This is a genomic window from Aquabacter spiritensis (assembly GCF_004346185.1).
Taxonomy (GTDB): domain Bacteria; phylum Pseudomonadota; class Alphaproteobacteria; order Rhizobiales; family Xanthobacteraceae; genus Aquabacter; species Aquabacter spiritensis.
On sequence record NZ_SMAI01000011.1, the window covers coordinates 168,776 to 191,266 of the forward strand.

At 67.6% G+C, this 22,491-nt stretch carries 22 protein-coding genes and 1 tRNA gene; 9 read left to right on the forward strand and 14 right to left on the reverse strand.

The features are described from left to right. Nucleotides 1-16: 16 nt before the first annotated feature. On the forward strand, nucleotides 17-613 hold the full coding sequence (locus tag EDC64_RS16905) for a superoxide dismutase (protein WP_132033504.1): 597 nt from the start codon (nucleotides 17-19) through the stop codon (nucleotides 611-613). Between the two features lie 299 nt (nucleotides 614-912). After that, complete coding sequence (locus EDC64_RS16910; RefSeq protein WP_245504754.1) at nucleotides 913-2,535, forward strand: ArnT family glycosyltransferase; 1,623 nt, start codon at nucleotides 913-915, stop codon at nucleotides 2,533-2,535. A 79-nt stretch (nucleotides 2,536-2,614) separates the two neighbouring features. Here the strand turns inward: EDC64_RS16910 and EDC64_RS16915 are convergent, their stop codons facing one another. The 5 genes from EDC64_RS16915 to EDC64_RS16935 all read right to left on the reverse strand — a co-directional run bounded on the left by EDC64_RS16915 (nucleotide 2,615) and on the right by EDC64_RS16935 (nucleotide 9,049). Continuing rightward, nucleotides 2,615-4,021 (reverse strand): esterase-like activity of phytase family protein, encoded by a 1,407-nt coding sequence (locus EDC64_RS16915; protein ID WP_132033506.1) that lies wholly within the window; start codon nucleotides 4,019-4,021, stop codon nucleotides 2,615-2,617. A gap of 88 nt (nucleotides 4,022-4,109) precedes the next feature. Further along, nucleotides 4,110-5,093 carry a zinc transporter ZntB gene (locus EDC64_RS16920; RefSeq protein ID WP_132033508.1) on the reverse strand — a complete coding sequence of 328 codons (984 nt, stop codon included), beginning with the start codon at nucleotides 5,091-5,093 and terminating at the stop codon, nucleotides 4,110-4,112. A 106-nt stretch (nucleotides 5,094-5,199) separates the two neighbouring features. Further along, the gene (locus tag EDC64_RS16925; protein WP_132033510.1) at nucleotides 5,200-6,579 is read right to left on the reverse strand and encodes a M20/M25/M40 family metallo-hydrolase; all 1,380 of its coding nucleotides are present in this window, start codon (nucleotides 6,577-6,579) and stop codon (nucleotides 5,200-5,202) included. Nucleotides 6,580-6,839: 260 nt separating this feature from the next. Next, nucleotides 6,840-7,271, reverse strand: a complete 432-nt coding sequence (locus EDC64_RS16930) for an ANTAR domain-containing protein (RefSeq protein WP_132033512.1) — start codon at nucleotides 7,269-7,271, stop codon at nucleotides 6,840-6,842. A gap of 167 nt (nucleotides 7,272-7,438) precedes the next feature. Continuing rightward, nucleotides 7,439-9,049, reverse strand: coding sequence for a helicase HerA-like domain-containing protein (locus tag EDC64_RS16935; RefSeq protein ID WP_207916123.1), 1,611 nt, complete (start codon nucleotides 9,047-9,049; stop codon nucleotides 7,439-7,441). Nucleotides 9,050-9,294: 245 nt separating this feature from the next. Here EDC64_RS16935 and EDC64_RS16940 point away from each other — a divergent pair, with 245 nt between their 5' ends. Genes EDC64_RS16940 through folK form a run of 3 tightly spaced genes read left to right on the forward strand, consistent with a single transcriptional unit; the run spans nucleotide 9,295 to nucleotide 11,034 of the window. Then, the gene (locus EDC64_RS16940; RefSeq protein ID WP_132033514.1) at nucleotides 9,295-9,675 is read left to right on the forward strand and encodes a hypothetical protein; all 381 of its coding nucleotides are present in this window, start codon (nucleotides 9,295-9,297) and stop codon (nucleotides 9,673-9,675) included. Nucleotides 9,676-9,679: 4 nt separating this feature from the next. Further along, complete coding sequence (gene folP / locus EDC64_RS16945) at nucleotides 9,680-10,534, forward strand: dihydropteroate synthase (protein WP_132033516.1); 855 nt, start codon at nucleotides 9,680-9,682, stop codon at nucleotides 10,532-10,534. Beyond that, the gene (gene folK / locus EDC64_RS16950) at nucleotides 10,531-11,034 is read left to right on the forward strand and encodes a 2-amino-4-hydroxy-6-hydroxymethyldihydropteridine diphosphokinase (protein WP_132033518.1); all 504 of its coding nucleotides are present in this window, start codon (nucleotides 10,531-10,533) and stop codon (nucleotides 11,032-11,034) included. Before folP ends, folK begins: the two co-directional genes overlap by 4 nt. Before the next feature lie 75 nt (nucleotides 11,035-11,109). Here folK and EDC64_RS16955 read toward each other — a convergent pair whose 3' ends face one another. After that, a complete protein-coding gene (locus EDC64_RS16955; protein WP_132033520.1) occupies nucleotides 11,110-11,316 on the reverse strand; it encodes a CsbD family protein in 207 nt (68 codons plus the stop codon). Nucleotides 11,317-11,480: 164 nt separating this feature from the next. Here EDC64_RS16955 and meaB point away from each other — a divergent pair, with 164 nt between their 5' ends. From meaB to EDC64_RS16975, 4 genes are all read left to right on the forward strand, one after another. Beyond that, nucleotides 11,481-12,473: a methylmalonyl Co-A mutase-associated GTPase MeaB gene (meaB, locus tag EDC64_RS16960; protein WP_132033522.1), complete on the forward strand. Its 993-nt coding sequence runs from the start codon at nucleotides 11,481-11,483 to the stop codon at nucleotides 12,471-12,473. Continuing rightward, the gene (locus EDC64_RS16965) at nucleotides 12,470-13,063 is read left to right on the forward strand and encodes a pyroglutamyl-peptidase I (RefSeq protein ID WP_132033523.1); all 594 of its coding nucleotides are present in this window, start codon (nucleotides 12,470-12,472) and stop codon (nucleotides 13,061-13,063) included. The genes meaB and EDC64_RS16965 overlap by 4 nt, the downstream gene beginning before the upstream one ends. 299 nt (nucleotides 13,064-13,362) lie before the next feature. Next, a tRNA-Leu gene (locus EDC64_RS16970) sits at nucleotides 13,363-13,447 on the forward strand. A 343-nt stretch (nucleotides 13,448-13,790) separates the two neighbouring features. Beyond that, nucleotides 13,791-14,708, forward strand: coding sequence for a LysR family transcriptional regulator (locus tag EDC64_RS16975; RefSeq protein ID WP_132033525.1), 918 nt, complete (start codon nucleotides 13,791-13,793; stop codon nucleotides 14,706-14,708). Here the strand turns inward: EDC64_RS16975 and EDC64_RS16980 are convergent. From EDC64_RS16980 to trbE, 8 genes are read right to left on the reverse strand one after another with little or no spacing between them, the layout of a single operon-like run. Further along, the gene (locus EDC64_RS16980) at nucleotides 14,668-14,940 is read right to left on the reverse strand and encodes a DUF2274 domain-containing protein (RefSeq protein WP_132033527.1); all 273 of its coding nucleotides are present in this window, start codon (nucleotides 14,938-14,940) and stop codon (nucleotides 14,668-14,670) included. The genes EDC64_RS16975 and EDC64_RS16980 overlap by 41 nt on opposite strands. A 2-nt stretch (nucleotides 14,941-14,942) precedes the next feature. Then, nucleotides 14,943-16,124 (reverse strand): TraB/TrbI/VirB10 family type IV secretion system protein, encoded by a 1,182-nt coding sequence (locus tag EDC64_RS16985; protein ID WP_132033529.1) that lies wholly within the window; start codon nucleotides 16,122-16,124, stop codon nucleotides 14,943-14,945. Continuing rightward, on the reverse strand, nucleotides 16,121-17,104 hold the full coding sequence (trbG, locus tag EDC64_RS16990; RefSeq protein ID WP_132033531.1) for a P-type conjugative transfer protein TrbG: 984 nt from the start codon (nucleotides 17,102-17,104) through the stop codon (nucleotides 16,121-16,123). The genes EDC64_RS16985 and trbG overlap by 4 nt, the downstream gene beginning before the upstream one ends. Further along, nucleotides 17,101-17,790 carry a conjugal transfer protein TrbF gene (gene trbF / locus EDC64_RS16995; protein WP_132033533.1) on the reverse strand — a complete coding sequence of 230 codons (690 nt, stop codon included), beginning with the start codon at nucleotides 17,788-17,790 and terminating at the stop codon, nucleotides 17,101-17,103. The genes trbG and trbF overlap by 4 nt, the downstream gene beginning before the upstream one ends. Then, on the reverse strand, nucleotides 17,787-19,016 hold the full coding sequence (gene trbL / locus EDC64_RS17000) for a P-type conjugative transfer protein TrbL (RefSeq protein WP_132033535.1): 1,230 nt from the start codon (nucleotides 19,014-19,016) through the stop codon (nucleotides 17,787-17,789). Before trbL ends, trbF begins: the two co-directional genes overlap by 4 nt. A gap of 1 nt (nucleotide 19,017) precedes the next feature. Continuing rightward, on the reverse strand, nucleotides 19,018-19,287 hold the full coding sequence (gene trbK-alt, locus EDC64_RS17005; protein ID WP_132033537.1) for a putative entry exclusion protein TrbK-alt: 270 nt from the start codon (nucleotides 19,285-19,287) through the stop codon (nucleotides 19,018-19,020). A gap of 11 nt (nucleotides 19,288-19,298) precedes the next feature. Beyond that, nucleotides 19,299-20,051 (reverse strand): P-type conjugative transfer protein TrbJ, encoded by a 753-nt coding sequence (gene trbJ / locus EDC64_RS17010; protein ID WP_132033539.1) that lies wholly within the window; start codon nucleotides 20,049-20,051, stop codon nucleotides 19,299-19,301. Beyond that, a complete protein-coding gene (gene trbE / locus EDC64_RS17015; RefSeq protein WP_132033608.1) occupies nucleotides 20,048-22,486 on the reverse strand; it encodes a conjugal transfer protein TrbE in 2,439 nt (812 codons plus the stop codon). The genes trbJ and trbE overlap by 4 nt, the downstream gene beginning before the upstream one ends. Nucleotides 22,487-22,491: the final 5 nt, after the last annotated feature.

Consider the following 22,491-nt stretch of genomic DNA (forward strand, 5'->3'; position numbering starts at 1 on the left):
AACGCGGAGACGCCCCATGTCCTTCACGCTTCCCGACCTGCCTTACTCCTATGACGCGCTCGCGCCCTATATGTCGCGCGAGACGCTGGAATACCATCACGACAAGCATCATCTCGCTTATGTCAATAATGGCAACAATCTCCTAAAGGGAACTGAATTCGAGGGAAAATCCCTCGAAGAGATCGTGAAAGGCGCCTACGGCAAGAATGCCGGCCTGTTCAACAATGCCGGCCAGCACTATAACCACCTGCATTTCTGGCATTGGATGAAGCCGAACGGCGGCGGCGCCATTCCCGGCGAGCTGGAAAAGAAGATCGTCGAGGACATCGGGTCGGTCGAAAAGTTCAAGGAAGACTTCGTGGCGGCCGGAGTCGGCCAGTTCGGCTCGGGCTGGGCCTGGCTGACGCTGAAGGACGGCAAGCTCTCGGTCACCAAGACCCCGAACGGCGAGAATCCGCTGGTCCATGGCGGCACCCCGCTGCTGGGTGTCGATGTGTGGGAGCATTCCTATTATATCGACTACCGCAACCGGCGGCCGGATTATCTGAAGGCTTTCGTCGATCACCTCGTGAACTGGGATTATGTGGCCGAGCTTTACGGCAAGGCCGTCTGAGCCGGCGCTCCCTCCCTTCGAGATTTGACCCGTGCCGGGCGCATTCGAGCGTCCGGCATTTTCTTTGGGCTTGACACCAGATTCGCACAAGCATCCTGCGGCACACACCGATACGTTGCAGCAATAAAATTCCGCACCGCCGTCCGCTGCAATGCAACGCATAATTTTCTTGCAAAGACCGCACTTAAACGGATGATGAAAAAGCTCACGGATATGTGACCGACGCTGCTGCCACGCTGTCGCCGGCGGGACATGTTTTGCGGGCCGATGCAGCGCGTTCGAGTTGGATTTACCCACCCATGCGTTTCTTTCGTGCCGAGTTGCCGACCGCTTTGGCGGATCGGTGTGCGCTGCTGGCGATTGCCGCCGCGGGCGTCGTCGCCCTCTTCACCTTCGGCGATTACGGCCTGGGCTGGGATGATTTCACCCATTCGCAATATGGCGACCTGCTCTACCGCTATTTTGCCTCCGGGCTGGTGTTCCAGCGGGTCTTTTCCTTCGTCAACCTGTATTATTACGGGGGCGGCTTCGACCTCGCCGCGACCTTGATCGCCAAATGGCTGCCGATCGATACATTTGACGGCCGCCGGCTCCTGGGCGCCTTCATCGGCATGGTCGGGCTTCTGGTCGTATGGCGCACCGGACGGCGGATCGGCGGGCCGGTCTGCGGCCTGGTCGCGGTCTGCCTGCTGCTGATCTGCCCGCTTTATTACGGGCATATCTTCATGAATGCGAAGGATGCCCCCTTCGCGGTCGCGGTCGCCACCCTGGTCTATGCCATGGTGCGGGCGCTCGACGAATATCCGACGCCCTCCTGGCGCACCGTCGCCCTGTTCGGGCTCAGCCTCGGCCTCGCGGTCGGCAGCCGGGTGCTCGGCCTCATCGCGCTCGCTTATGCCGGCCTCGCCGTGCTTCTCCTGTTCGGCCTGGAATGGCGCGGCCTGGGATTCAAGGCCGCCGGCCTGCGCCTCCTCGGCGCCCTCGGGCTGATGGCGCTGGGTCTCCCCCTCGCTTATCTGGTGCTCGGCGTGGTGTGGCCATGGGCCGTGGTCGAGCCGCTGAACCCGATCCATGCGCTGTCCTATTACTCCCATTTCTGGGAGGTGCCGTGGCGCGAACTCTATGAGGGTCGGCCGATCCTGGTTCCGGACATGCCGCGCACCTATGTGCCGACGCTGTTCGCCGTGCAGATGCCGGAACTGTTCCTCGGCCTCGCTCTGGCAGGGGCGGCCGGCGCGCTGGTCGGCGCCCTCGCCGGCAAGGCACCGCCGACCCGCCGCGCCCAATTGATGCTGATCGCGGCGGCGGCGCTGTTCCCGATCCTGCTGACCGTGGCGACCCGGCCGGTCATGTATAACGGCATCCGGCACTTCGTTTTCGTCACCCCTGCGCTGGCGGTCCTCGGCGGGCTCGCCGGCGCCTGGATCTGGGGCGCTCTGGCACGCCGGACGCTGGCGCTGCGCGCCGCGGCGGCCGCAGTGTTCGCGGGCGGGCTGATCGTGCCGGCGGTGGAACTCGCGCAGCTTCACCCTTATCAATATACCTATTACAATCATTTCGTCGGCGGCGTGCGCGGCGCCGACGACAAGTTCATGCTGGATTATTGGGGCCTCGCCTTCAAACAGGCCGCGGCCGAACTCGACGAATATGTCGACGAGCACCGCCGGTCGCTGCCGCAGGGCCGGAAGTTCCGGGTGGCGGTCTGCGGGCCGCACCGTGCCGCGGCGGCGGAACTGGGGCCGCGCTACGAGACCACCTACGACACGTTCGGCGCCGACTTCGCCCTGATGCTGGGCGAGTTCTATTGCGCCACCGTCCCGGCCCCGGTGATCGTGAAGATCGAGCGCGACGGCGTGGTCTATGCCCGGGTCTACGACACCCGCGGCCGCTCTTTCCCGAGCGTCTTCGCCGCCGGCCAATAGACGCCGCCGCGCAGCGCTGCCGAACCGGGGCGGACGCGCGGTCCGCTCCGGCTCGCATTCCTGTCGAACCCGCCGGGCCTCATTTGGCCGAGAGCAGGTCCTTGACCCCGAGGAGGACGAACTCGTTGTCGTCCGCCTTCTGGGGCGCCCGGCCGGCCGAGAAGGGCAGATTGTTGTCGTTGCCGACGACGATGTGCGCCGGATCCACCATCACGACGTTTTCGATGGTGAAGAAGGGGAAGTTCAGGCGGCCGCCGGCGGCGCCCTGCTTGGCCTTGCCGGCGGGATCCTGCATCGCCATCAGATCGATATAGCCGATCTTGCGCATCGCCTGTCCGGCCATTTCGGGCGTGAACACGACCTTGTAGACGCGCTTGAACGCGGCCGGCTTGGCAAAGCAGGTCGGCTCGATTTTGCCGGGCGCGCAGGCGGCGGCCGGGGACCCTTCCAGGCTGTCGCGCTCGATCACCAGAGCGGTGGTCGCGTCGATCATGTTGAAGTCGCCGATGGCGTTCCCCGCCACGGCCAGCGGGTATTTCCAGAAGCGGCCGGTCCATTGCCGGGACGGGATGTCGAATTCGATCACGCGCAGATATTCCGCGCCGCCGTCCATCTCCTTGCCGCCGTCCGCCGTCGCGAGCGGGCCTTCGAGCATCGCATAAAGCTTGGTCTTGTCGGGCGAGATCGCCATGCCCTCGAAGCCCTTGGAGCGGAACACCTCGAACGCCACCTTGCCGCCCGGCGCGCCGGGCAGCGCGAGGGACGGATTGTCGGGCGAGCGCACCGTCTTGCCATCGACCTTGGTGTCATAGACCGCCTTCACCTTGCCGCTGGCATCGGCCTCGATGAGGAAGGGGCCGAATTCTTCGCCGAGCCACACGCTGTCGCCGGCCACCTGGATCGATTCCAGGTCGAAATCGGCGCCCGTGAGATAGCGGCCCTCGGTACCTTCCATGGCGATCGGGAAGGTCACCTTGCGGTCGGGATCGCGCAGGAAGACGGTCTCCGTGCGGGTGATCGTGCCGGCTTTGAAGTCCATCGCCAGGCGGTGGAACATCAGCATGGCGTCGGCCGAATTGGCTTTCGAGCCGAAGCCATTGTCGGTCAGGACGAGAAACCGCCCGTCGCCCTCGGCGACGATGCCGGAAAAGCCCTGCACCGGCTGCCCGCTGAGCGGGAGGCTGAAGCCGGTCGCGCGCGGCGCCGCCTTGTCGGAGAGGACGCTGGTCGCCGGCACCGAGCCGACCGCATCGTTGCGCGCCCGGTCGGGTCCGGCGAATTTGCCGGACACACCGAGATCCTTCGGCGCATCCGCCGGAGCCGCGATGAAGCTCGCGGCCGGCAGGACCACATGGCCCTCCACCACGGCCGGAAATGCGGCGCCCTCGGTCGCTGCCGCGGGCGCCGGCTGCTGGGCCGAGGCCGGAGCGGCCAGAAGAGATGTGCCAGCTAAAAGAATTGCGGAAAGAATCGGAAGCTTTCGCATATTCATCTCCGTGTCATCGCCACGGAGATGTCTAGACGCTGCGGCATGTCAAAGCCGCGACATGGCCATCACACTTGAATGACGTCCCTCAAACCCATCTTAGCCGGCGGAACAACCAGGCGAGACTGAGGGCGAGCGCGATCAGAAGCGCCGAAATGAGCCAGAAGGATTCCGGATCGTCGACGCCGGGAATGCCGCCGACATTCATCCCGAACAGTCCGGACACGAAGGTGAGCGGCGCGAACACCACGGTCACGACGGCGAGAACCAGCATCGATTTGTTCATCTGCTCGGCCCTGCGGTCGACCATCTGATCGCGGATCAGGGCCGCACGCTCGCGGATGGAATCGAGCTCTTCGGTAAAGCGCGCCACGCGGTCCGCCGCATCGCGCAGCCGCGTGCGGTCCTTCGGTCCGAGCCAGGGGTCGTCCTCGGTGGAGAAGTGGTTCAGCGCCTCGCGCTGGGGCGCGATATGGCGGCGCAGCTTGATGGCGAGGCGCCGCAGAATGGCGAGCTTGGGCAGGAGATCGCGCGCCTCCGCCTTCTCGACCGCATCCTCCAGTTCGTCCGCCTCGTCCATCAAGGCCGAGATCACCGGATCCAGCCGGTCGACCAGCCGCAGGCCGAGATCGGAGACCATCTCGCCCTGGGTCCGCGGGCACCGGGCGCGGCCGAGCGATTCCACATAATCGGCGATCGCCGAAATCGGCTCGTGCTGCAACGTGATGATGCGCCGTGCATCGACCCACATATGCAGGCCGAGGAGATCTTCCGGGAGCGCATTGCGGTGCAGATTGACGGCCCGCAGCACCAGGAAGGCACTGTCGGCGAACAGCGAGCAGCGCGGCCGGCTCTCATCCTCGAGCATGCCTTCGAGGATAAGCGGATCGATGCCGCTCTGGTTGCACAGCCAGTCCTGCGGGCTCCTCTGGAGGCGGCGGAAATGCAGCCAGACGAAGCCTTCCTCGATCGGGCCGAGGTTTCTCACCTCATCCCAATCCAGGCGACGCCCGCCGCCCCGGCCGTCGAACTGCCAGCCCTCCAGAAGACCTTCCGTATCCGGTGCCGACATGCCTCCCCCTGCGCGCGCGCCACATTCCTGCCAGAAAGCCCCGGCGGGGGAAAGCGCCAAACCGACAGGTTCCGTTTCGCGCGAGACCGCCGGTTGCGCGCGTGCCTCAGGCGAGAGCGTCGAGGATGCGCACCCAGCTGCGCGTGCCCTTTCGGAACGAGGCCATGTCGTATTTCTCGTTCGGCGAATGCACCCGGTCGTCGTCGAGGCCGAAGCCGATCAGCAGCGTGTCCATGCCCAAGACGGCCTTGAACTGGCCGACGATGGGGATCGACCCGCCGGAACCGATCTCGACCGGCGCACGGCCCCATTCGGCCTCGAGCGCGCCCGCCGCCTTCGCGAGGTCCGGGCTCTCCGGCGGGACCAGCACGGCCCGGCTCCCTTCGCCGAAGCTCAGCTGCACCTTGCAGTCCGCCGGCACGCGCGCCGCCACGAAATCGGCGAAGGCCGATTTGATCGCGGCCGGGTCCTGATCGGCCACGAGGCGGAAGGAAATCTTGGCGGTCGCCGAAGCGGGGATGATGGTCTTGCTCCCCTGCCCGGTATAGCCGCCATACATGCCGTTCACCTCGGCGGTGGGGCGGGACTGGATCTGCTCGATCAGCATGCGGTCGGCTTCACCGGCGGAAATCGCAAGGCCGACGGGCCCGAGGAAGCTCTCCGCGGTGAAGCCGAGCCCGGCCCATTGCCGGCGCACCGCCTCCGGGGGTTCGCGCACCGCATCGTAGAAGCCGGGAATGGTGACGCGCCCGGCGGCATCGTGCAGATCGGCGATGATCCCGGCGAGGACGTGGGTGGGGTTGCGCGCCGCGCCGCCGAACAGACCGGAATGCAGATCGCGGTCGGCGCCCGAAACGGTCAGTTCGCAATGGACGATGCCGCGGAGCGCCGTCGTGATGGCCGGCGTGTCGCGGTCCCACATGCCGGTGTCGCACACCAGCGCGACATCGGCGGCAAGCTCGCCGGCATGCGCCGCGAGGAAGGCCGGCAGGCTCGGCGAGCCGCACTCCTCTTCGCCCTCGAGCAGCACCGTCACGTCGACCGGCAGCCGCCCCGCAACGTCGCGGTGGGCGCGCAGCGCTTCGAGAAAGGTGAAGACCTGTCCCTTGTCGTCGCATGCCCCGCGTCCGACGATCCGGGCGCGGCCGGACGCGTCCGTCGCCAGAACCGGCTCGAAGGGCGGCGTCTCCCAAAGATCGAGAGGATCGACCGGCTGGACGTCGTAATGGCCGTAGAACAGAACGCGCCGCGCCGCGCCGGTATCGGTGCGGCCGATCACGGCGGGGTGGCCGGCCGTTTCGCGCACCGAAGCCGAAAGGCCGAGTTCGCCGAGCGTCGCGGCCGCCGATTCGGCGGCGAGCCGGCATTGGGCCGCAAAGGCCGGATCTGTCGAGATGCTGGGGATGCGCAGAAAGGCGAACAGCCGCTCGACACTCGCATCCAATTGTCCGTCAACGCGGTTCAAGACGTCGTCCAGCGCGGCCATGTGATCCTCGGAGGGTCGGTGAAACCCGCTTCGGCGGAACGCGGTGGCTCCGACCGGCACGGGCGCGTGCGGCCGCCATCGGGGCTCAGGATCGGCGCGGCGTCAAGGATGCGGCGGGAGAATTCGGCGGGCGCGGCGCCAGCCGCGCCCCCGCCGGCTGCAAGACAGCAAAAAACCGGTCCCCCTCGAGGGGACCGGCGACTCAAGCCCGGAAGTGACGGCCGATGTGCCTGCGGCCCCGGCGGACACGGGTCCCGCCGTCAGCCGACGGCGGCGGTCGCATCCTGCGCGGCGGAGGTCTGCGCAGCCGCGGGGCGTTGCACACGCCGCGCCCTCTGCAGGACCGATCCGATGCGACGATAGAGCAGCCGGGGCAGGAGCGGCATGCCGACCGCGGCGTCATAGCCGCCCCGGCCCGCCGCGCGCGTCAGGCTGTGGGAGGTTCCGTCCGCGACGACCACGGCCGGAACCGCGTCGCCGGTGTCACGGAACGGGTGATCCGGCATCTCGTCCACCGTCCCGACCTGGACGACGACCACGTCGAAATTGCGGGGAAGATCGCGCGCTTCCGCAATCGTTTCGACCTCGGTCACGGCGCCGACGCCCAAGGCGGTCAGGCCGAGACGGGTGGTCTCGCGACGGTCGGAATCGGAGTCGATGATAAGAATGCGGGCGGTTGGCAACACCTTCATGGGGCGCTCCGGTTTGGGAGCAACCCGGCCGTGGCACGGCCGGGTCGCAAATTGAGCGACGCCGGCCGAACGTAACTCCCCGCAATCACGTCCGACTCGAATTTAGGATACCAGATGGCCGGCATGAAGCAAACACTACCATCGTCCTACCGTAGCGCCCGAGCTTTCTAGCGGCGCAGACCGCCCAGCAGGCCCCGGAGAATCGCCCGTCCGAGCTGACGCCCGACCTCGGAAGCGGCGGACCGCGCCATTTGGCGGACGGCCGCTTCGGAGGTGGACATGCGGGTCGACGGCCGCGCGGGCGGGCGGGAATCCGGCGGCGCCGGCGTGGCCGGTCCGGAGCTTCGGCCCCCGGCTTTCGGCACGGAGGTCCCGCCGCGGCGCGGTTCGGATCCGGGCGCCGGCCGCCCCGCCGCCGCTCCATCCGCCACCCGGCCGTCCCGCTGCGGCGCCGCCCGGTCGCGCAACATTTCGAAGGCCGAGTGCCGGTCCACCAGGGTCCCATAGGCGGCCCGCAGCGGACTTCGCGCGATTGCGGCCGCCCTCAGCTCCGGCGCGATCGGGCCGACCCGGGCGCGCGGCGGCGCAATCAGCGTCCGGGCCACCATGGTCGGCGTCCCGTTGCCTTCGAGCACCGAGACCAGCGCCTCGCCCTTGCCGAGTTCGGTGATGGCGGCGGCGGTGTCGATCTCGGGGTTCGGGCGGAAGGTTTCGGCTGCGGCCTTCACCGCCTTCTGATCCCGCGGGGTGAAGGCGCGCAGCGCGTGCTGGACCCGATTGCCGAGCTGCGACAGCACCTTGTCGGGCACGTCGAGCGGATTCTGGGTGACGAAATAGACCCCGACGCCCTTCGACCGGATGAGGCGGACCACCTGCTCCACCTTTTCGAGCAGGACCTTGGGCGCGGCGTCGAACAGGAGGTGCGCCTCGTCGAAGAAGAAGACCAGCTTCGGCTTGTCGAGGTCACCGACCTCGGGCAGTTCCTCGAACAGTTCCGACAGCAGCCACAGCAGGAAACAGGCATAGAGCCGCGGCGCGCCCATCAGCCGGTCGGCGGCGAGCAGATTGACGACGCCGCGGCCGGCGGCATCGACGCGCATCAGATCGGCGATCTTCAGCGCCGGCTCGCCGAAGAAGGCGTCCGCCCCCTGATTCTCCAACACCAGCAATTGCCGCTGGATCGCGCCGACCGTCGCCGGCGCGACATTGCCGTAGACCCGGCCGAGGGATGCGGCATTGTCCCCGACGAAGGTCATCAAAGCTCGGAGGTCCTTGAGGTCGAGGAGCAGCATTCCCTCTTCGTCGGCGACCCGGAAGGCGATGTTGAGCACCCCTTCCTGGGTGTCGTTCAGTCCGAGCAGGCGCGCGATGAGAAGCGGCCCCATTTCCGAGACCGTGGCACGGATCGGATGCCCCGCGGTGCCGAACAGGTCCCAGAATTCCACCGGAAACGTCTCCGGCGCATAAGCGATGCCGATGGCGGCCGCGCGCGCCACGAGGAAGTCCCGCGCCTCGCCCCGCGCCGCGATGCCCGACAGGTCACCCTTGATGTCGGGCGCGAACACCGGCACCCCGGCACGCGAAAATCCCTCCGCCAGGACCTGGAGCGTGACCGTCTTGCCGGTGCCGGTGGCGCCGGTCACGAGGCCGTGCCGGTTGGCGAGCCGCAGATCGAGCCAGGCGTCGCCGAAGCGGGGCTGGGCATCCGGCTCGCCGGCGGGCATGGGCGAGAAGCTGCGCCCGAGCAGGATGTGTCCGTCCGATCCCGGCTTTTCCATAGCGCGCTTCCGTCTTTCGCTTCTCTCGTCCGCGCCTCTCTTCTTGCGCTCCCGGCGGCCACGCACAAGAGCACCCGCGACACCCGGACGGCGGCCGCCGCTTGCCTCGGGGACGGGGCACGGCCAATATCCCGGCTCGGCCGAGCGCCGATCCGGCCGGCGATCCCGCCTCCTCGCCATTGCGGGGCCGCGCCGCGGCCCGGATCGCGGCGTATCGATTGAACGGGCTCTACCGGAGGTGCGCCATGGAGGAGTTGGTCGCTCGACTGAAGGAAAAGGTCGGGATCAGCGAGGCGGCGGCGCGTCACGCGGTGGAAATCGTGATCGAATTCCTTTCGAACGAAGCCCCGCCCGGGGCGATGGACGAAATCGCCGCCGCCATTCCCGGTCTCGCCGAACTGCGCGCGCGGCTGCCGGCGCAGGCCGCAATCCCCGCGGACACCCGGCATTTCGGCGGCATGGCGCGGCTGATCCAGGTGGCGGACCGGATGATGGCGGCGGGCCTCACGATGCCGCAGGTGCAGGACGCCACCCGCGAGGTCGTCGCCTTTGCGCGGGAAAAGGCCGGGGCGGAGGCGGTCGACCGCATCGTCGCCGCGATTCCGGGCCTGCGTCAGGTGGCATGAGGCCATGACGGACAATGCGACCCTGATCGACGCGCCGGTGCGCCATCTGGACGCCTGCGGGCGGCGGCTGTCGATCGGCGGCCGGACGCTGGTCATGGGTATTTTGAACGTGACGCCGGATTCGTTTTCCGACGGCGGCCAGAGCGCCGCTCTGCCGGACGCGCTCGCCCATGCCCGGCGCATGGCCGCGGAGGGCGCGGACATTCTGGACGTCGGCGGAGAATCGACACGACCCGGCCATACCCCCGTGACCTTCGAAGAGGAATGGGCGCGGGTCGGCCCCGTCCTCGACGCCCTGTCGCGCGAAGACACGCCGCCGATCTCAATCGACACCTTCAAGGCGGAGACCGCGCGCCGCGCCGTCGTGGCGGGTGCGGTGATCGTCAACGATGTCTGGGGGTTCTCGCGGGATCCGGACATGGCGCGGGTGGTCGCCGATACCGGCGCCGCGGCCGTGCTCATGCACAATCGCGAGACCGTCGACCCCACGGCCGACATCGTCGCGGACATGGTCGCCTTTTTCGAGACGGCGCTGGAGCGCGCGGCCCGGGCTGGGGTGCGGCGCGAGCGGCTGGTGCTCGATCCGGGGATCGGGTTCGGCAAGAGCTTCGAGCAGAACCTCACCGCGATCCGCCGCCTCGCCGATCTGCGCCGCTTCGGCCTGCCGCTGCTGCTGGGCACATCGCGCAAATCGCTGATCGGGAAAGTGGTGGCCGCAGCCCCCTCCGAGCGCCTGCCGGGGACCATTGCCTCGAACGTGATCGGGGTGATGGCGGGGGTGGAGATCGTGCGGGTGCACGACGTCGCCGCGCACATTCAGGCCGTGCGGGTGGCGGAAGCGATCCGCGACGCGCGATGAGCACGCCCGTCACGACGGCGCCCGAGCGCGCCTATCTCTGCCTCGGCGGAAACCTCGGCGATACGGCAGCGCGGCTGCGCCTCGCCTGCGGCGTCCTCGCGCGCTCCGGCCTGACGGTGCGGGCGCGCTCCGGCTTCTACCGCACGCCACCCTGGGGGCCGGTCGCGCAGCCGGACTTCATCAATCAGGTCGTCGCGGTCGACAGCCCCGTGGGGCCGGCCGCGTTGCTGGCGATGTGCCTGCGCACCGAACGGATGATGGGCCGCGAGCGGGTCCGCGAGCAGCGCTACGGACCACGGGCCATCGATATCGACATTCTGCTGTTCGGCACCCGGCGGGTGGCGCGGGAGGACCTCGTCCTGCCGCATCCCCGCCTGCGCGAGCGGGCTTTCGCCCTCGTGCCGCTGGCGGAAATCGCGCCGGACGCCTGGATCGGCGAGGCGACCGCCGCGCAGGCGCTCGCCCGGCTGGACACCAAAGGGATCGCGCGGCTGGACTGACGGACGCAAAACGGCGCCCCACCGGAGGCGGGGCGCCTTTCTCCTGGACCAAGGGCCGGGGCGGACCCCGCCGCCTCACATGCGCTTGATGCTCTCGCTCCAGTTATTGACCTGCTTGGACGCTTCGTCCTTCGCAAGCCCATACTTTTCCTGGAGTTTTCCTTCCAGAATTTCGCGATTTCCGTTGATCTGCGTGAGGTCGTCGTCCGTGAGTTTGCCCCACTGGGTCTTCACGTTGCCGGAAAACTGCTTCCAATTGCCTTCGACGCGGTCCCAATTCATGATCGATCTCCAAGCTCGGGAGTAGAATTACAAGAGAGAAACCCCGCTCCCCACGGAACGGTTCCCCGGGGCGACGACGCGCTGTGCCCCCGGGCGTTGAGCGTCGGCTGCGATCACGCCATGCTGGCCGGACGCGGCGCGACTCGCGCGCCATCGGAGGGGGCATGACGCGGGTCGCCGGGGCGGAGGAGGATGCGGCGCTGGCAGAGCGGGTCGCCCGCGGCGAGCGCGCCGCGCTCGCGCGCGCCATCACTTTGATCGAATCCCGCCGCCCGGACCATCGCCGCCGGGCCGAGGCGCTGCTCCAGAACCTCCTGCCGCGGACCGGGGGGGCGATCCGGGTCGGCATTACCGGCGTGCCCGGCGTCGGCAAGTCGACCACGATCGATGCGCTCGGCACCTATCTCACCGGCAAGGGCCACAAGGTTGCGGTGCTCGCCGTCGATCCCTCCTCGACCCGGACCGGCGGCTCGATCCTCGGCGACAAGACGCGCATGCAGCGCCTCTCCGTCGACCCCAACGCCTTCGTGCGCCCCTCCCCGTCCGGCGGCACGCTGGGCGGCACCGCGGCCAAGACGCGCGAGACCATGCTGCTCTGCGAAGCCGCCGGTTTCGACGTGGTGCTGGTCGAGACGGTCGGCGTCGGCCAGTCGGAGACGGCGGTGGCCGATCTCACCGACACATTTCTCGTCCTCATGCTCCCCGGCGCCGGCGACGAACTTCAGGGCATCAAGAAGGGCGTCCTGGAACTCGCCGACATCGTCGCCGTCAACAAGGCGGACGGCGACAATCTGCCCCGCGCCCGGGCGGCGGCCGGGGAGTATCGCGCCGCTCTGCATCTGCTCGGCGCACGGGCGGCGCACTGGTCGCCGCCGGTCCTGATCTATTCCGGCCTCACCGGCGCGGGCATTCCCGAGCTTTGGGAACAGGTGGAAACGCACCGCGCGCGCTGCGAGGCGGCCGGCGCGTTCGCGGCGACGCGGCGCACGCAGCAGGTGCGCTGGATGTGGACCTTGCTGCACGAGCGCCTCGCGGCGCGCGTCGCCACCGATCCCGCCATCACGGCGCGGGTGCCGGACCTCGAACGGGAGGTGGCGGAGGGCCGCCTCGCGCCGACCCTCGCCGCGAACGAGATCGCCGCCATGCTCGGCCTATGAGCGCGATCGTCCTGATCACCGCCTTCGGCCCGTTTCCCGGCGTGCCGCGCAACCCCTCGGCGGAGGCGGCGATGCGTCTCGCCCAACTGCGCCGTCCGGCGCTCGCGGATGTGAAGCGGGAGGTCCTGCTCCTCGCCACCGAATGGCGCGCGCTGGAGGGCCTGAAGGCGCGGATCCGCGCGAGCCGGCCCGACGCCGTTCTTCTGCTGGGCGTCGCGCCCCGGCGCCGGCGCATCGAGGTGGAAGGGCGCGCCACCAATCTTGTCCGCGGCATCGACGCCGCCGGCGTCCGGCCGGCGGGCCCGACCCTCGATCCTGACGGCGCGGACGTCCTTGGCCTGAGCGGCGGGCAGGCCCGCCTGCTCCACGCGCTCCGCGCCCGGGGCCTCGCCGCCGGCCTGTCGCGCGATGCCGGGCGCTATCTCTGCAATGCGGCCTATTACACGGCGCTGGCCTGCGGGGGCGAGACCCCCACCGTATTCGTCCATCTCCCCGGCCGCGGCCCGGTGGCCCGGATCGATCCCGACCGCCGCGCGCGCGCTTTGTCCGACCTGCTCCTCGCCTTGCTGGCCGAACGGCGGTCCCGGTGAGCGCGCCCCCGCGGCGGTGCGCTTTGATGGCGGGTCCCTTCGCGGCACCGCGCTTTTTCGATTGGCGCCGGCCCGGCCCGCCGCTATAGGAAAACCCCCGCGGCGGGCGTGGCGGAACTGGTAGACGCGCCGGACTCAAAAAGTGGTTTGTCTACCAATCCACAGGAAAACACGACGAGTTGAAAACGGCGTGTTTTCAGGGGTTTATGAAGGAAGAAAAAAGAGACCGGCGATATTCAGTTTTCGCTCTAGGTGCAGTATAGGTGCAGAGAGCGTCGGCTAGAATCGGCGGCGAATGTGCGGGTGTGGTGGAACTGGTAGACGCGCCGGATTCAAAATCCGGTTCCGCAAGGAGTGTCGGTTCGATTCCGACCACCCGCACCAATTGCCCTTGGCAACCTGCCAAGGTTGGGGTCGTGGGTTCGAATCCCATCGCCCGCTCCAAATTTTCCCAATAAAATCTGATAGTTAGCAAACGCCCTTCGGGGCGTTTTCTGCTTAGATTCGCCCTCGAACGCGACATTCTGAGCAGAATCTATGCTCCCGGAAGAAAATTCCCGGATGCCATGGCGTGCGTTCGGCAGCTTTCTAAGCGGCGGCGCTGCACCGATGCGCTGCGCGTGGCGGCGCCCGGAACGGCCGCGATGCAAAGCCCGTCTGCAACTCTCGACGTAGCCGCAACTTTGAGTATCAATATCCAGAAGCTACTCAACACGCTGGAGCCCGGATGGCTGCGCTGTTGTCACCCTCGATCGAGTTGCGCCAACTGCGCTATTTCGTGGCGGCCGCCGAGCACGGAAGCTTCCGAAGAGCCGGGGTGGCTCTTGAGGTCAAGGAATCTTCCATCAGCCGGAGCGTCCGGGATCTGGAGGATGAGATCGGCGTCTCGCTGTTCATCCGGCATTCGAGCGGGGTGAACCTCACTCTGGCGGGGCAAAGGTATCTCAGCCGGACACGGCAGGCGCTGGATCAGATTCGCGAAGCCGGCGCGGAGGCCGCTGCGTTCGGCCGGGCGGAAGAAGGGCACCTGAGGGTTGGGCTGTTCTCGAACCTGTCCTCCGGCTTTCTGCGCGACCTGTTCCAGATCTATGACAGCCGCTATGCGGGTGTTCACATCGACTTCGTCGAAGCGCCTGCGGAAAGTCACGCGGCCGCGATACGGCGGTTTGATCTCGACGCCGCATTCGTGCTGGGCCGGCAAAGCTGGCCGGACTGTGATGCGATTTCCTCGTGGAGCGAACCGCTCCTGTTCGCGCTGCCGCGGCTTCATCCTCTGGTCCAAAGGGATGTGCTGTCCTGGCGAGATCTCGTGGATGAGACCTTTCTCGTCCGTACCGAAGGCTCCGGCAATGAGGTGCGCGGTTTTCTTGAGCGGAAGTTTCGGGAACTCGACATCTCGCCGCGCATCAGCACGCAGCAGGTCGCGCGCTATAGCCTTCTCGGTCTGGTCGCCACGGGACGCGGAATCGTCCCGGTGCTGGAATCCGAGACGACGATCAGCCTACCGGAAGTGGTGTACAGGCCGCTCGCCGGCGAGGTGATCCCGTTCTCTGTGATCTATTCGCCGAGAAACGACAATCCGGCGGTACGCACCTTGCTCAGCCTCACACGGAAGATGGCCCAGGAGCGGGCAGCGACGCGCTGATGCTCGCAGCGCCGCCAGCCTCGCGGCGCGCCTTGGCGAACTCGCGATCGGTGGCGATGAAGCGCTCCAGCATGGGCGCGATAAGCTTCACGGGATCCGGAGTGGGCTGACCGGTTTCCCGCGCGAGCACCTCCGCATAGGCGACAAGATCGCGGTGCAGTGCGCCAGGCAATGACAGCGCCACCTTCACCGGCTTGTCGTTCGCGATGGGTCCGAGCTTCAGCTTCGCCATGGTCAGTACCTGTAGGGTTCGAGGACGAGGTCACGGGTGACCATGACCCGCACCGGGAAGCCGGGCCGGATGGTCAGGGTCGGCGCGACCCGCAACTGCCGGCGGATGATTTCCTGGCCGGCATCGTTGATGGTGTCCTGCGCCCCGCTTTGGAGCGCCTGGATCAGTTCATCCTCATCATCCATGGCGAGCTCGGCGCTGACGGAGAGCAGCGTCGAGAGGCCAACCGCCTTGGCGAGGTCCCACCAGTGCATGTCGACGCCGTCTTCGAGGCCGGCATAGCCCTGCGCATCGGTGCCGGGCTGCCGCTCCAGCACGATGGAGCGGCCATTGGGGAAGATCAGCCGGTTCCAGACCAGCAGGATCCGGCGCTGACCGAAGCCGACACCATTGTCGTATTGGCCCAGCAGCCGGGTCCCCTGCGGGATGATCAGGATCCGGCCCGTCGGGCTGTCATAGACATTCTCGGTCACCTGGGCGGTGATCTGGCCGGGCAGGTCGGAGCGGATACCGGTGATGAGCGCGGCCGGGATGACAGCGCCGGCCTGCAGCACATAGGGCGACGCCGGTGCCATGACGCGATCGGACGCCACGACGCGTCGATCGACGGCGGCATTGAGGAAGGCAAGCTGGCGATCCTGGGTCGAGGGGGCGCCCCCCGGTCCCGCTGCGCCAAGGCCGCTGAAGCCGGAAGCACTCGTCACTGACGCCGCCTGCGCGCGAGCCTGCGCCGCCTGGAAGAATACGCGACTGGTCCGCGCGGCTTCCTGTTCGGCAAGACGCCGCTGCTGCTCGGGATCGACCTGTGGCGCTGTCATTGTCGGCGGCACGACGGGCTGGCCGCGGTTCTGCGCATCAAGGATCGGCCGGCCGAGATCGCCGGGAAGAGGCGGACCCAGGATGGGGCCAGTGTAATCCCGCGGCAGGCCGGCAAGGCCATCGGCGGTGGAGCGGTTCTGGGTGGAATAAAGTTCCTCGCCGCCGGTGCCCTTGTCGCGACCCTGCAGCGCATAGATCAGGGCGCCGCCTATGCCGAGGCTGACGACCAATCCGGCCCCGGCCAGCACTTTCCGCGAGAGACGCGTGACGCGGGGCGGCTCGGGACGCAGCCGCATGGCGGCAGCGTGATCGGTGGCCGGAGCGCCGAGGTCCGCCTCTATGTCATGATTGTCGGAGATGCTCACGATGCCGGCCTCCCGTCCGTGCGCTCGATCCGCACCTTCTGCGGACGCTCGCCGCCGCCGAGGCGCAGCTCGGCCGCGCCGAACAGCCGGTCGACGATCAGGATGTTCTGGTGGATGCGGCTATTGACGATCTGCGCTTCGCCATCCGCGCCGATGACGAAGAGCGGCGGCATTTCGCCCTGGACAATGCCGCGCGGGAACTCGACATAGACCTTGCGCCCGTCATCATAGACGGCCATCGGCCGCCAGGGCGGCGTGTCGCCGGTGAGCGCGTAGCGATAGTTGCGGGCACCGAAGGCCGGGATGACCGGCGTCGGCGGAACACTGGGGCGCTGTACTCCCGGAACCTGCGGATAGGCCCAGGCGACGGCCGGCATATAGGGCTTCTCGCCGGCCCGCAGCTCGATCATGTAGCTGCGCCGGTCGGTGGTGATGACGAGGTTGGTGGAGATCTCCGCCCGCGTCGGTTTCACCAACACATGCACGCGCCGGCTTGCACCTTCGCCGCTCTCGGTGTCGCCAATGATCCAGCGGGCGGTGTCGCCGGCCGCGATGGGGCCGCTGCCGGTCAGGCTCTCACCCGGCTCCAGCGCGATGTTGGTGATCTGGCCGGGCGCGGCATAGACTTGATAGAGCGCGCCCTCGCTCCACGGGTAGATCTGGATGGCGTTGTAATAGCCTTCGCGGCGCGGTTCCACGCGGGCCGCCGCATTGGCGTTCTCGACGCGGGCGACTGGGGTTTTCGCATCCGTGCCGCCCTTGGCCGGCGTCCAGGCGGGCGGCGTGTGGAGCGGGCGCGGCCGGTCATCCGCAACCACTGTCGGCACCGTCGGCAGCGCCGGCACGTCACTGTCATAGCTGATCTGCGGCGGCTTCGGTGCCGAGGCGCAGCCGCCCAGCATCGTCGCCGAGAGCAGGAGAGCCGCAAAGGCGGATCGGCGGAAAGCCGGAGATGTGGATTTACGGAAAGACGTTTTCACTGGCTCATCTCCCGCGACCAACTGATGGCGTTGACATAGATGCCGAGCGGATTAGTACGCAGGCGCTCGGCATCGCGCGGCGGCTGGATCACCAAAGTGAGGATCGCGCTCCAGCGCTCGGTGGCGGCGAGCTGGCCGTTTTCATAGCGCCGCTCGACCCAGGCGAGACGGAAGGAGTCGGGCGAGGCCCGGATCACGCTGGAGACCTCGACGGCGATCTGCTGCTTGCCCACCCGGGTGAATGGATCATTGGCGCGGGCGTAATCGTTGAGCGCGGCGGCGCCGCGATCGGTGGTGAACTCATAGGCCCGAAGCCAGTTCTGCCGCACGATGACGGGATCCGCCGGCAGGCTGCGCACCTGCTCGATGAAGCGGGCAAGATGCCAGGCGATCTGCGGATCGGTTGGGCGATAATCGCCGGTGGCGGGTCCAACGGCCTGCGTCTGGCCGAGACGATCGACCTCGACCACCCAGGGCACGACGGTGCCCTTCGTCGACTGCCAGATCAGTGCTGAGGCGAAGCTGGCGGAGAGGAACAGACTACTAAGCGCCATCAGCCGCCAGTTCTTCGCCTGCACGCGGGCGGAGCCGATGCGCTCGTCCCAGACCTGTGCTGCCTTCTGATAGGGCGTGACCGGCTCAGGCGAGGTGCCGTAATGGGTCGCGGGTCGCTTGAAGAGGCTCATGAGCGGTCGCTCTCAGACAGGGGGACGGAAGAGCCACCGGCATGGCTGTCACCGGAGCGCACAGCATGGGCGGCGGCGGAGACGCCGTGGCGAAGCGACTGGCCGCGCTTCATGCGCTTTGCCCAGTCGGGCACGTCACCGGCCGAGGAGGCTGAGGCCGTGCCACTGACGGCGTTCGTCAGCGGTGACACGGCGGCGGAGCCCGCCGCGCGGACGACTCCCCTCAGTCCCGGCGCGACACTCGCCATGCCGGACTGGCCGGCGGAACCGAGGCTGTAGGCCGTTGCGCCACCCCGCGCCGCAGCCGCCGTCGCCGAGAGCGCCGCCCCACCGCCGCGGACGGCGAAGCTGGCGGCACCGCCCGCTGCCATCAGGGCGCCCCCAGCGGCGAGGCCCGTACCAACGGCGGCCCCCGCGCTCAACTGCGGCCCGCCAGAAACGAGGCCGGCGGCAATGCCGGGACCGAAAATGCCGAGACCGAGCAGGGAAAGCGCCGCGAGGACGATGGCCATGGCGTCATCGATGGTCGGCGTCTGGCCACCGAAGCCCGCGGTGAACTGGCCGAACAGGGTCGAGCCGATGCCGATCATGACGGCGAGCACCATGACCTTGATGCCGGAAGACACGACGTTCCCCAGCACCCGTTCGGCCATGAAGGCGGTCTTGCCGAACAGGCCAAAGGGGATCAGCACGAAGCCGGCGAGCGTCGTCAGCTTGAACTCGATCAGGGTGACGAAGAGCTGGACGGCGAGGATGAAGAAGGAGAGCAGCACCAGCGCCCAGGCAAACAACAGGCAGGCGATCTGGATGAAGTTCTCGAAGAAGGCGACCCAGCCCATCAGATCGGAGATGGACTCGAGCAGCGGCCGACCGGCATCGAGCCCGGTCTGCGCCACCTTGCCGGGACGCATGAGGTCGCTCACGGAAAATGCCGTTCCCGAGCCCTTCAGCCCAAGCCCGGCAAAGCTCTCGAAGACGATGCGGGCGAGGTTGTTCCAGTTGCTGATGATGTAGGCGAAGACGCCAACGAATAGGGTCTTCTTGATGAGCCGGGCGATGATGTCGTCATCCGCACCCCACGACCAGAACAGCGCCGCCAGCGTCACGTCGATGACGATGAGCGTGGTGGCGATGAAGGCAACCTCGCCGCCAAGCAGGCCGAAGCCGCTGTCGATGTAGGAGGTGAAGACCCCAAGGAAAGTGTCGATGACGCCGGTGCCGCCCATCTCAGCGGCCTTCGTTCGGCACGGGACGCCCGAGGAACCGGTCCCGCGTCTGTGCCCAGACCTTCAGGCACGCGGCGTCCTGCGCAGCCGCCTCTCCCAATTGCTGGCAGCGGCGTTGTTCATCGCGCAGCGGATCGCGCTCGGCCTCGACCATCCGCATGGGTGAAGGCTCCGGCGCCTTCTCCTCCCGGCTCATTTCCAGCACCGCCGCCGTGCCGACGATGGCCACAAAGATCACCGCGCCGATCCGGGCCAGCATGGCTCCATCCATGTTCGCCTCCCTCAGTTGCTGAACATGCGGGCAGTGCCGGCCTGATAGCCGGCGCCAGGAGTGAGGAAGCGCCGGCGCTGCTCACGGCCCTGCTCGGCGGCGGTCGCGCGTTCCGCCTCGGACAGCGCCTCGGCGCGGCCATTGGCGGACATCACCGCGATCAGGTCGGAAAGCTGCTGCGACTGCAAAGCGAGCAATTGGTTGCCGGCCTGCGTGGCCTGAAGCGCACCCGTGGCACCCTGGCTTTGGCCGACAAGCGTCGCCATCTCGGCGCGGTTGGCGTCGACATTGCCGACAACGCCGGCCTGCACCCGCAGCGCGTCCTGCAGGCCCCCGACGGTGGTCTGCCAGCGCGAGCGCGCACCGGCGACGAGATGGGCATCGGAGGCCGAGAGCGGGATGTTGCCGTAGCGCTGCTGGAAGGCCTGGTCGATCTGGCCGACATCGAAAGTGATGCTCTGCGCCTGTCCCAGAAGCTGCTGGGTACGCTGGACCGATTGCTGGATCTGCTGCAGTGAGGAGTGCGGCAGGCTGGCGAGATTGCGCGCCTGGTTGATCAGCATCTGCGCTTCGTTCTGCAGCGAGGTGATCTGGTTGTTGATCTGCTCCAGCGCGCGGGCGGCCGAGATCATGTTCTCCGCGTAGTTCCAGGGGTCATAGACCGTGAGGGCCTGCGCGGGCGGGGACAGCACGGGTGCGAGGGTGAGCGGCACGGACAGCAGCGCGACGGCGACGGTGAGCGCGCGGGGACGGGACAGCGTCATGGCTGCGTCTCCAGATTGGTGAGGTTGGGGATGAGGTCGACGGCCCAGCCGAGGCCGCGATGACGCAGCCAGGACTCAAGGAAGCCGTCGCGTCCGTGCTCGGCAAAGATCTTGCCGATGGCCTGCTGGTCGGTCTTGGAGGACGCCGCGCATAGCGCCAGCGCGACGTCGGAGAGACCCAGCTCGAACAGACGGTTGCCGCGCCGCGACTGGCAGTAATAGTCCCGCTTCGGCATCGCCCGCGCGAGGATCTCGATCTGCCGGTCGTTCAGGCCGAAGCGACGATAGATGGCGGTGATCTGCGGCTCGATGGCCCGCTCATTGGGGAGCAGAAGACGTGTCGGGCAGCTCTCGATGATGGCGGGCGCGATCGCCGAGCCGTCGATATCGGAGAGCGACTGCGTGGCGAAAATGACGGAGGCGTTCTTCTTGCGCAGCGTCTTCAGCCATTCCCGCAACTGGCCGGCGAAGCCCTCATCGTCCAGCGCTAGCCAGCCTTCATCGATGATGAGGAGGGTCGGTGATCCATCGAGCCGGTCCTCGATCCGGTGGAACAGATAGGCCAGAACCGCCGGCGCAGCCTCAGTCCCGATCAATCCCTCGGTCTCGAAGGCTTGGACCGTGGCCGCGCCCAGATGCTCGCTCTCCGCATCCAACAGCCGGCCCCACGCCCCGCCAAGGCAATAAGGACGCAACGCCTGCTTGAGGTCGTTGGACTGCAGGAGGACGCAGAGACCTGTGAGGCTGCGCTCCTCAACCGGCGCCGAGGCGAGCGAGGTCAGCGCCGTCCAGATGTGCTCCTTCACCTGCGGCGTGATGGGAACACCTTCGCGGGTGAGGATGGCGTTCAGCCAATCGGCGGCCCAAGCGCGCTCCGCGGCCTCATTGATGCGCGCAAGTGGCTGGAGCGCGACAGTCTCCGCGCTCCCCTCGCTGAGCCCGCCACCGAGATCGTGCCAGTCCCCGCCCATACCGAGCGCCGCAGCGCGGATCGATCCACCGAAATCAAAAGCGAAGACCTGTGAGCCCGCGTAGCGCCTAAACTGCAGCGCCATCAGCGCCAGCAGCACGGACTTACCGGCGCCGGTCGGGCCGACGACGAGGGTGTGGCCGACATCACCGACATGGAGGCAGAAGCGGAACGGGGTCGAGCCCTCGGTCTTGCCGAACAGCAGCGGCGGTGCATCGAAATGCACGTCGCGGCTCTCGCCGGCCCATACTGCTGACAGCGGGATCATATGGGCGAGATTGAGTGTCGAGATCGGCGGCTGGCGGACATTGGCGTATACATGGCCGGGCAAGCTGCCGAGCCAGGCATCGACCGCGTTGATCGTCTCCGACATCGCCGTGAAATCTCGGCCCTGGATGACCTTCTCGACCCGTCGCAGTCTCTCGTCGGCGATGCGCGGGGCAGTGTCCCACACCGTCACCGTCGCGGTGACATAGGCGATGCCAGCGTGATCCGCGCCGAGCTCCTGAAGCGCGAGGTCGGCATCTTCAGCCTTGTTTGCGGCATCGGAGTCCACGAGGACGGATTGCTCGTTGGTCATGACCTCCTTCAGGATGGCGGCGATGGATTTGCGCTTGGCGAACCATTGGCGGCGGATCCTGGTCAGCAGCCGGACCGCATCCGTCTTGTCGAGCAGGGTCGCCCGTGTGGACCAGCGATAGGGAAAGGCCAGCCGGTTCAGCTCATCAAGTAGGCCGGGCGTCGTCACCGTGGGAAAGCCGGTGATGGTCAGCACCCGCAGATGCTGGTCGCCAAGGCGCGGGTCCAGCCCGCCGGTGAGCGGTTGATCGGCCAGCAGCGCGTCGAGATAGATCGGCGTCTCCGGCACGCGGACACGGTGCCGATGCGTCGAGACGCAGCCATGCAGGTAGGTCAGCGTCTCGCCGTCATCGAGCCAGCGACATTCCGGCATGAAGGCGTCGATAAGGTTGAAGAGCCGATCGGTTCGGTCGGCGAATCCGCGCAACGTCTCATGGGGATCGAGACCCGCCTGGTCCCGCCCTTCATAAAGCCAGCCTTCGGTCCGTGCCGCATCCTCCGCCGGCGGCAGGAAGGTGAAGGTCAGAAAGTAGCTCGACTCGAAATGGCTGCCCGCCTGCTCGAAGTCGGCCCGCCGCTCGGCATCGACCAGAGCGGAGGCGGCATCGGGGAAAGTGCTGGCCGGATAGGTTGCTGCGGCATGGCGCTGCGCCTCCACAAAGATCGCCCATCCCGAGCCGAGACGGCGGAAGGCATTGTTCAGCCGCCCGGCGACGGCGACGAGCTCGGCGGGCACGGCGCTGTCGAGGTCTGGCCCACGAAAACGTGCCGTGCGCTGAAACGAGCCATCCTTGTTCAGCACGATGCCCGGCGCGACCAGTGCCGCCCAGGGCAGGAAATCGGCAAGGCGGCGGTTGCGGCTACGATACTCGGCGAGGTTCATCATCATGG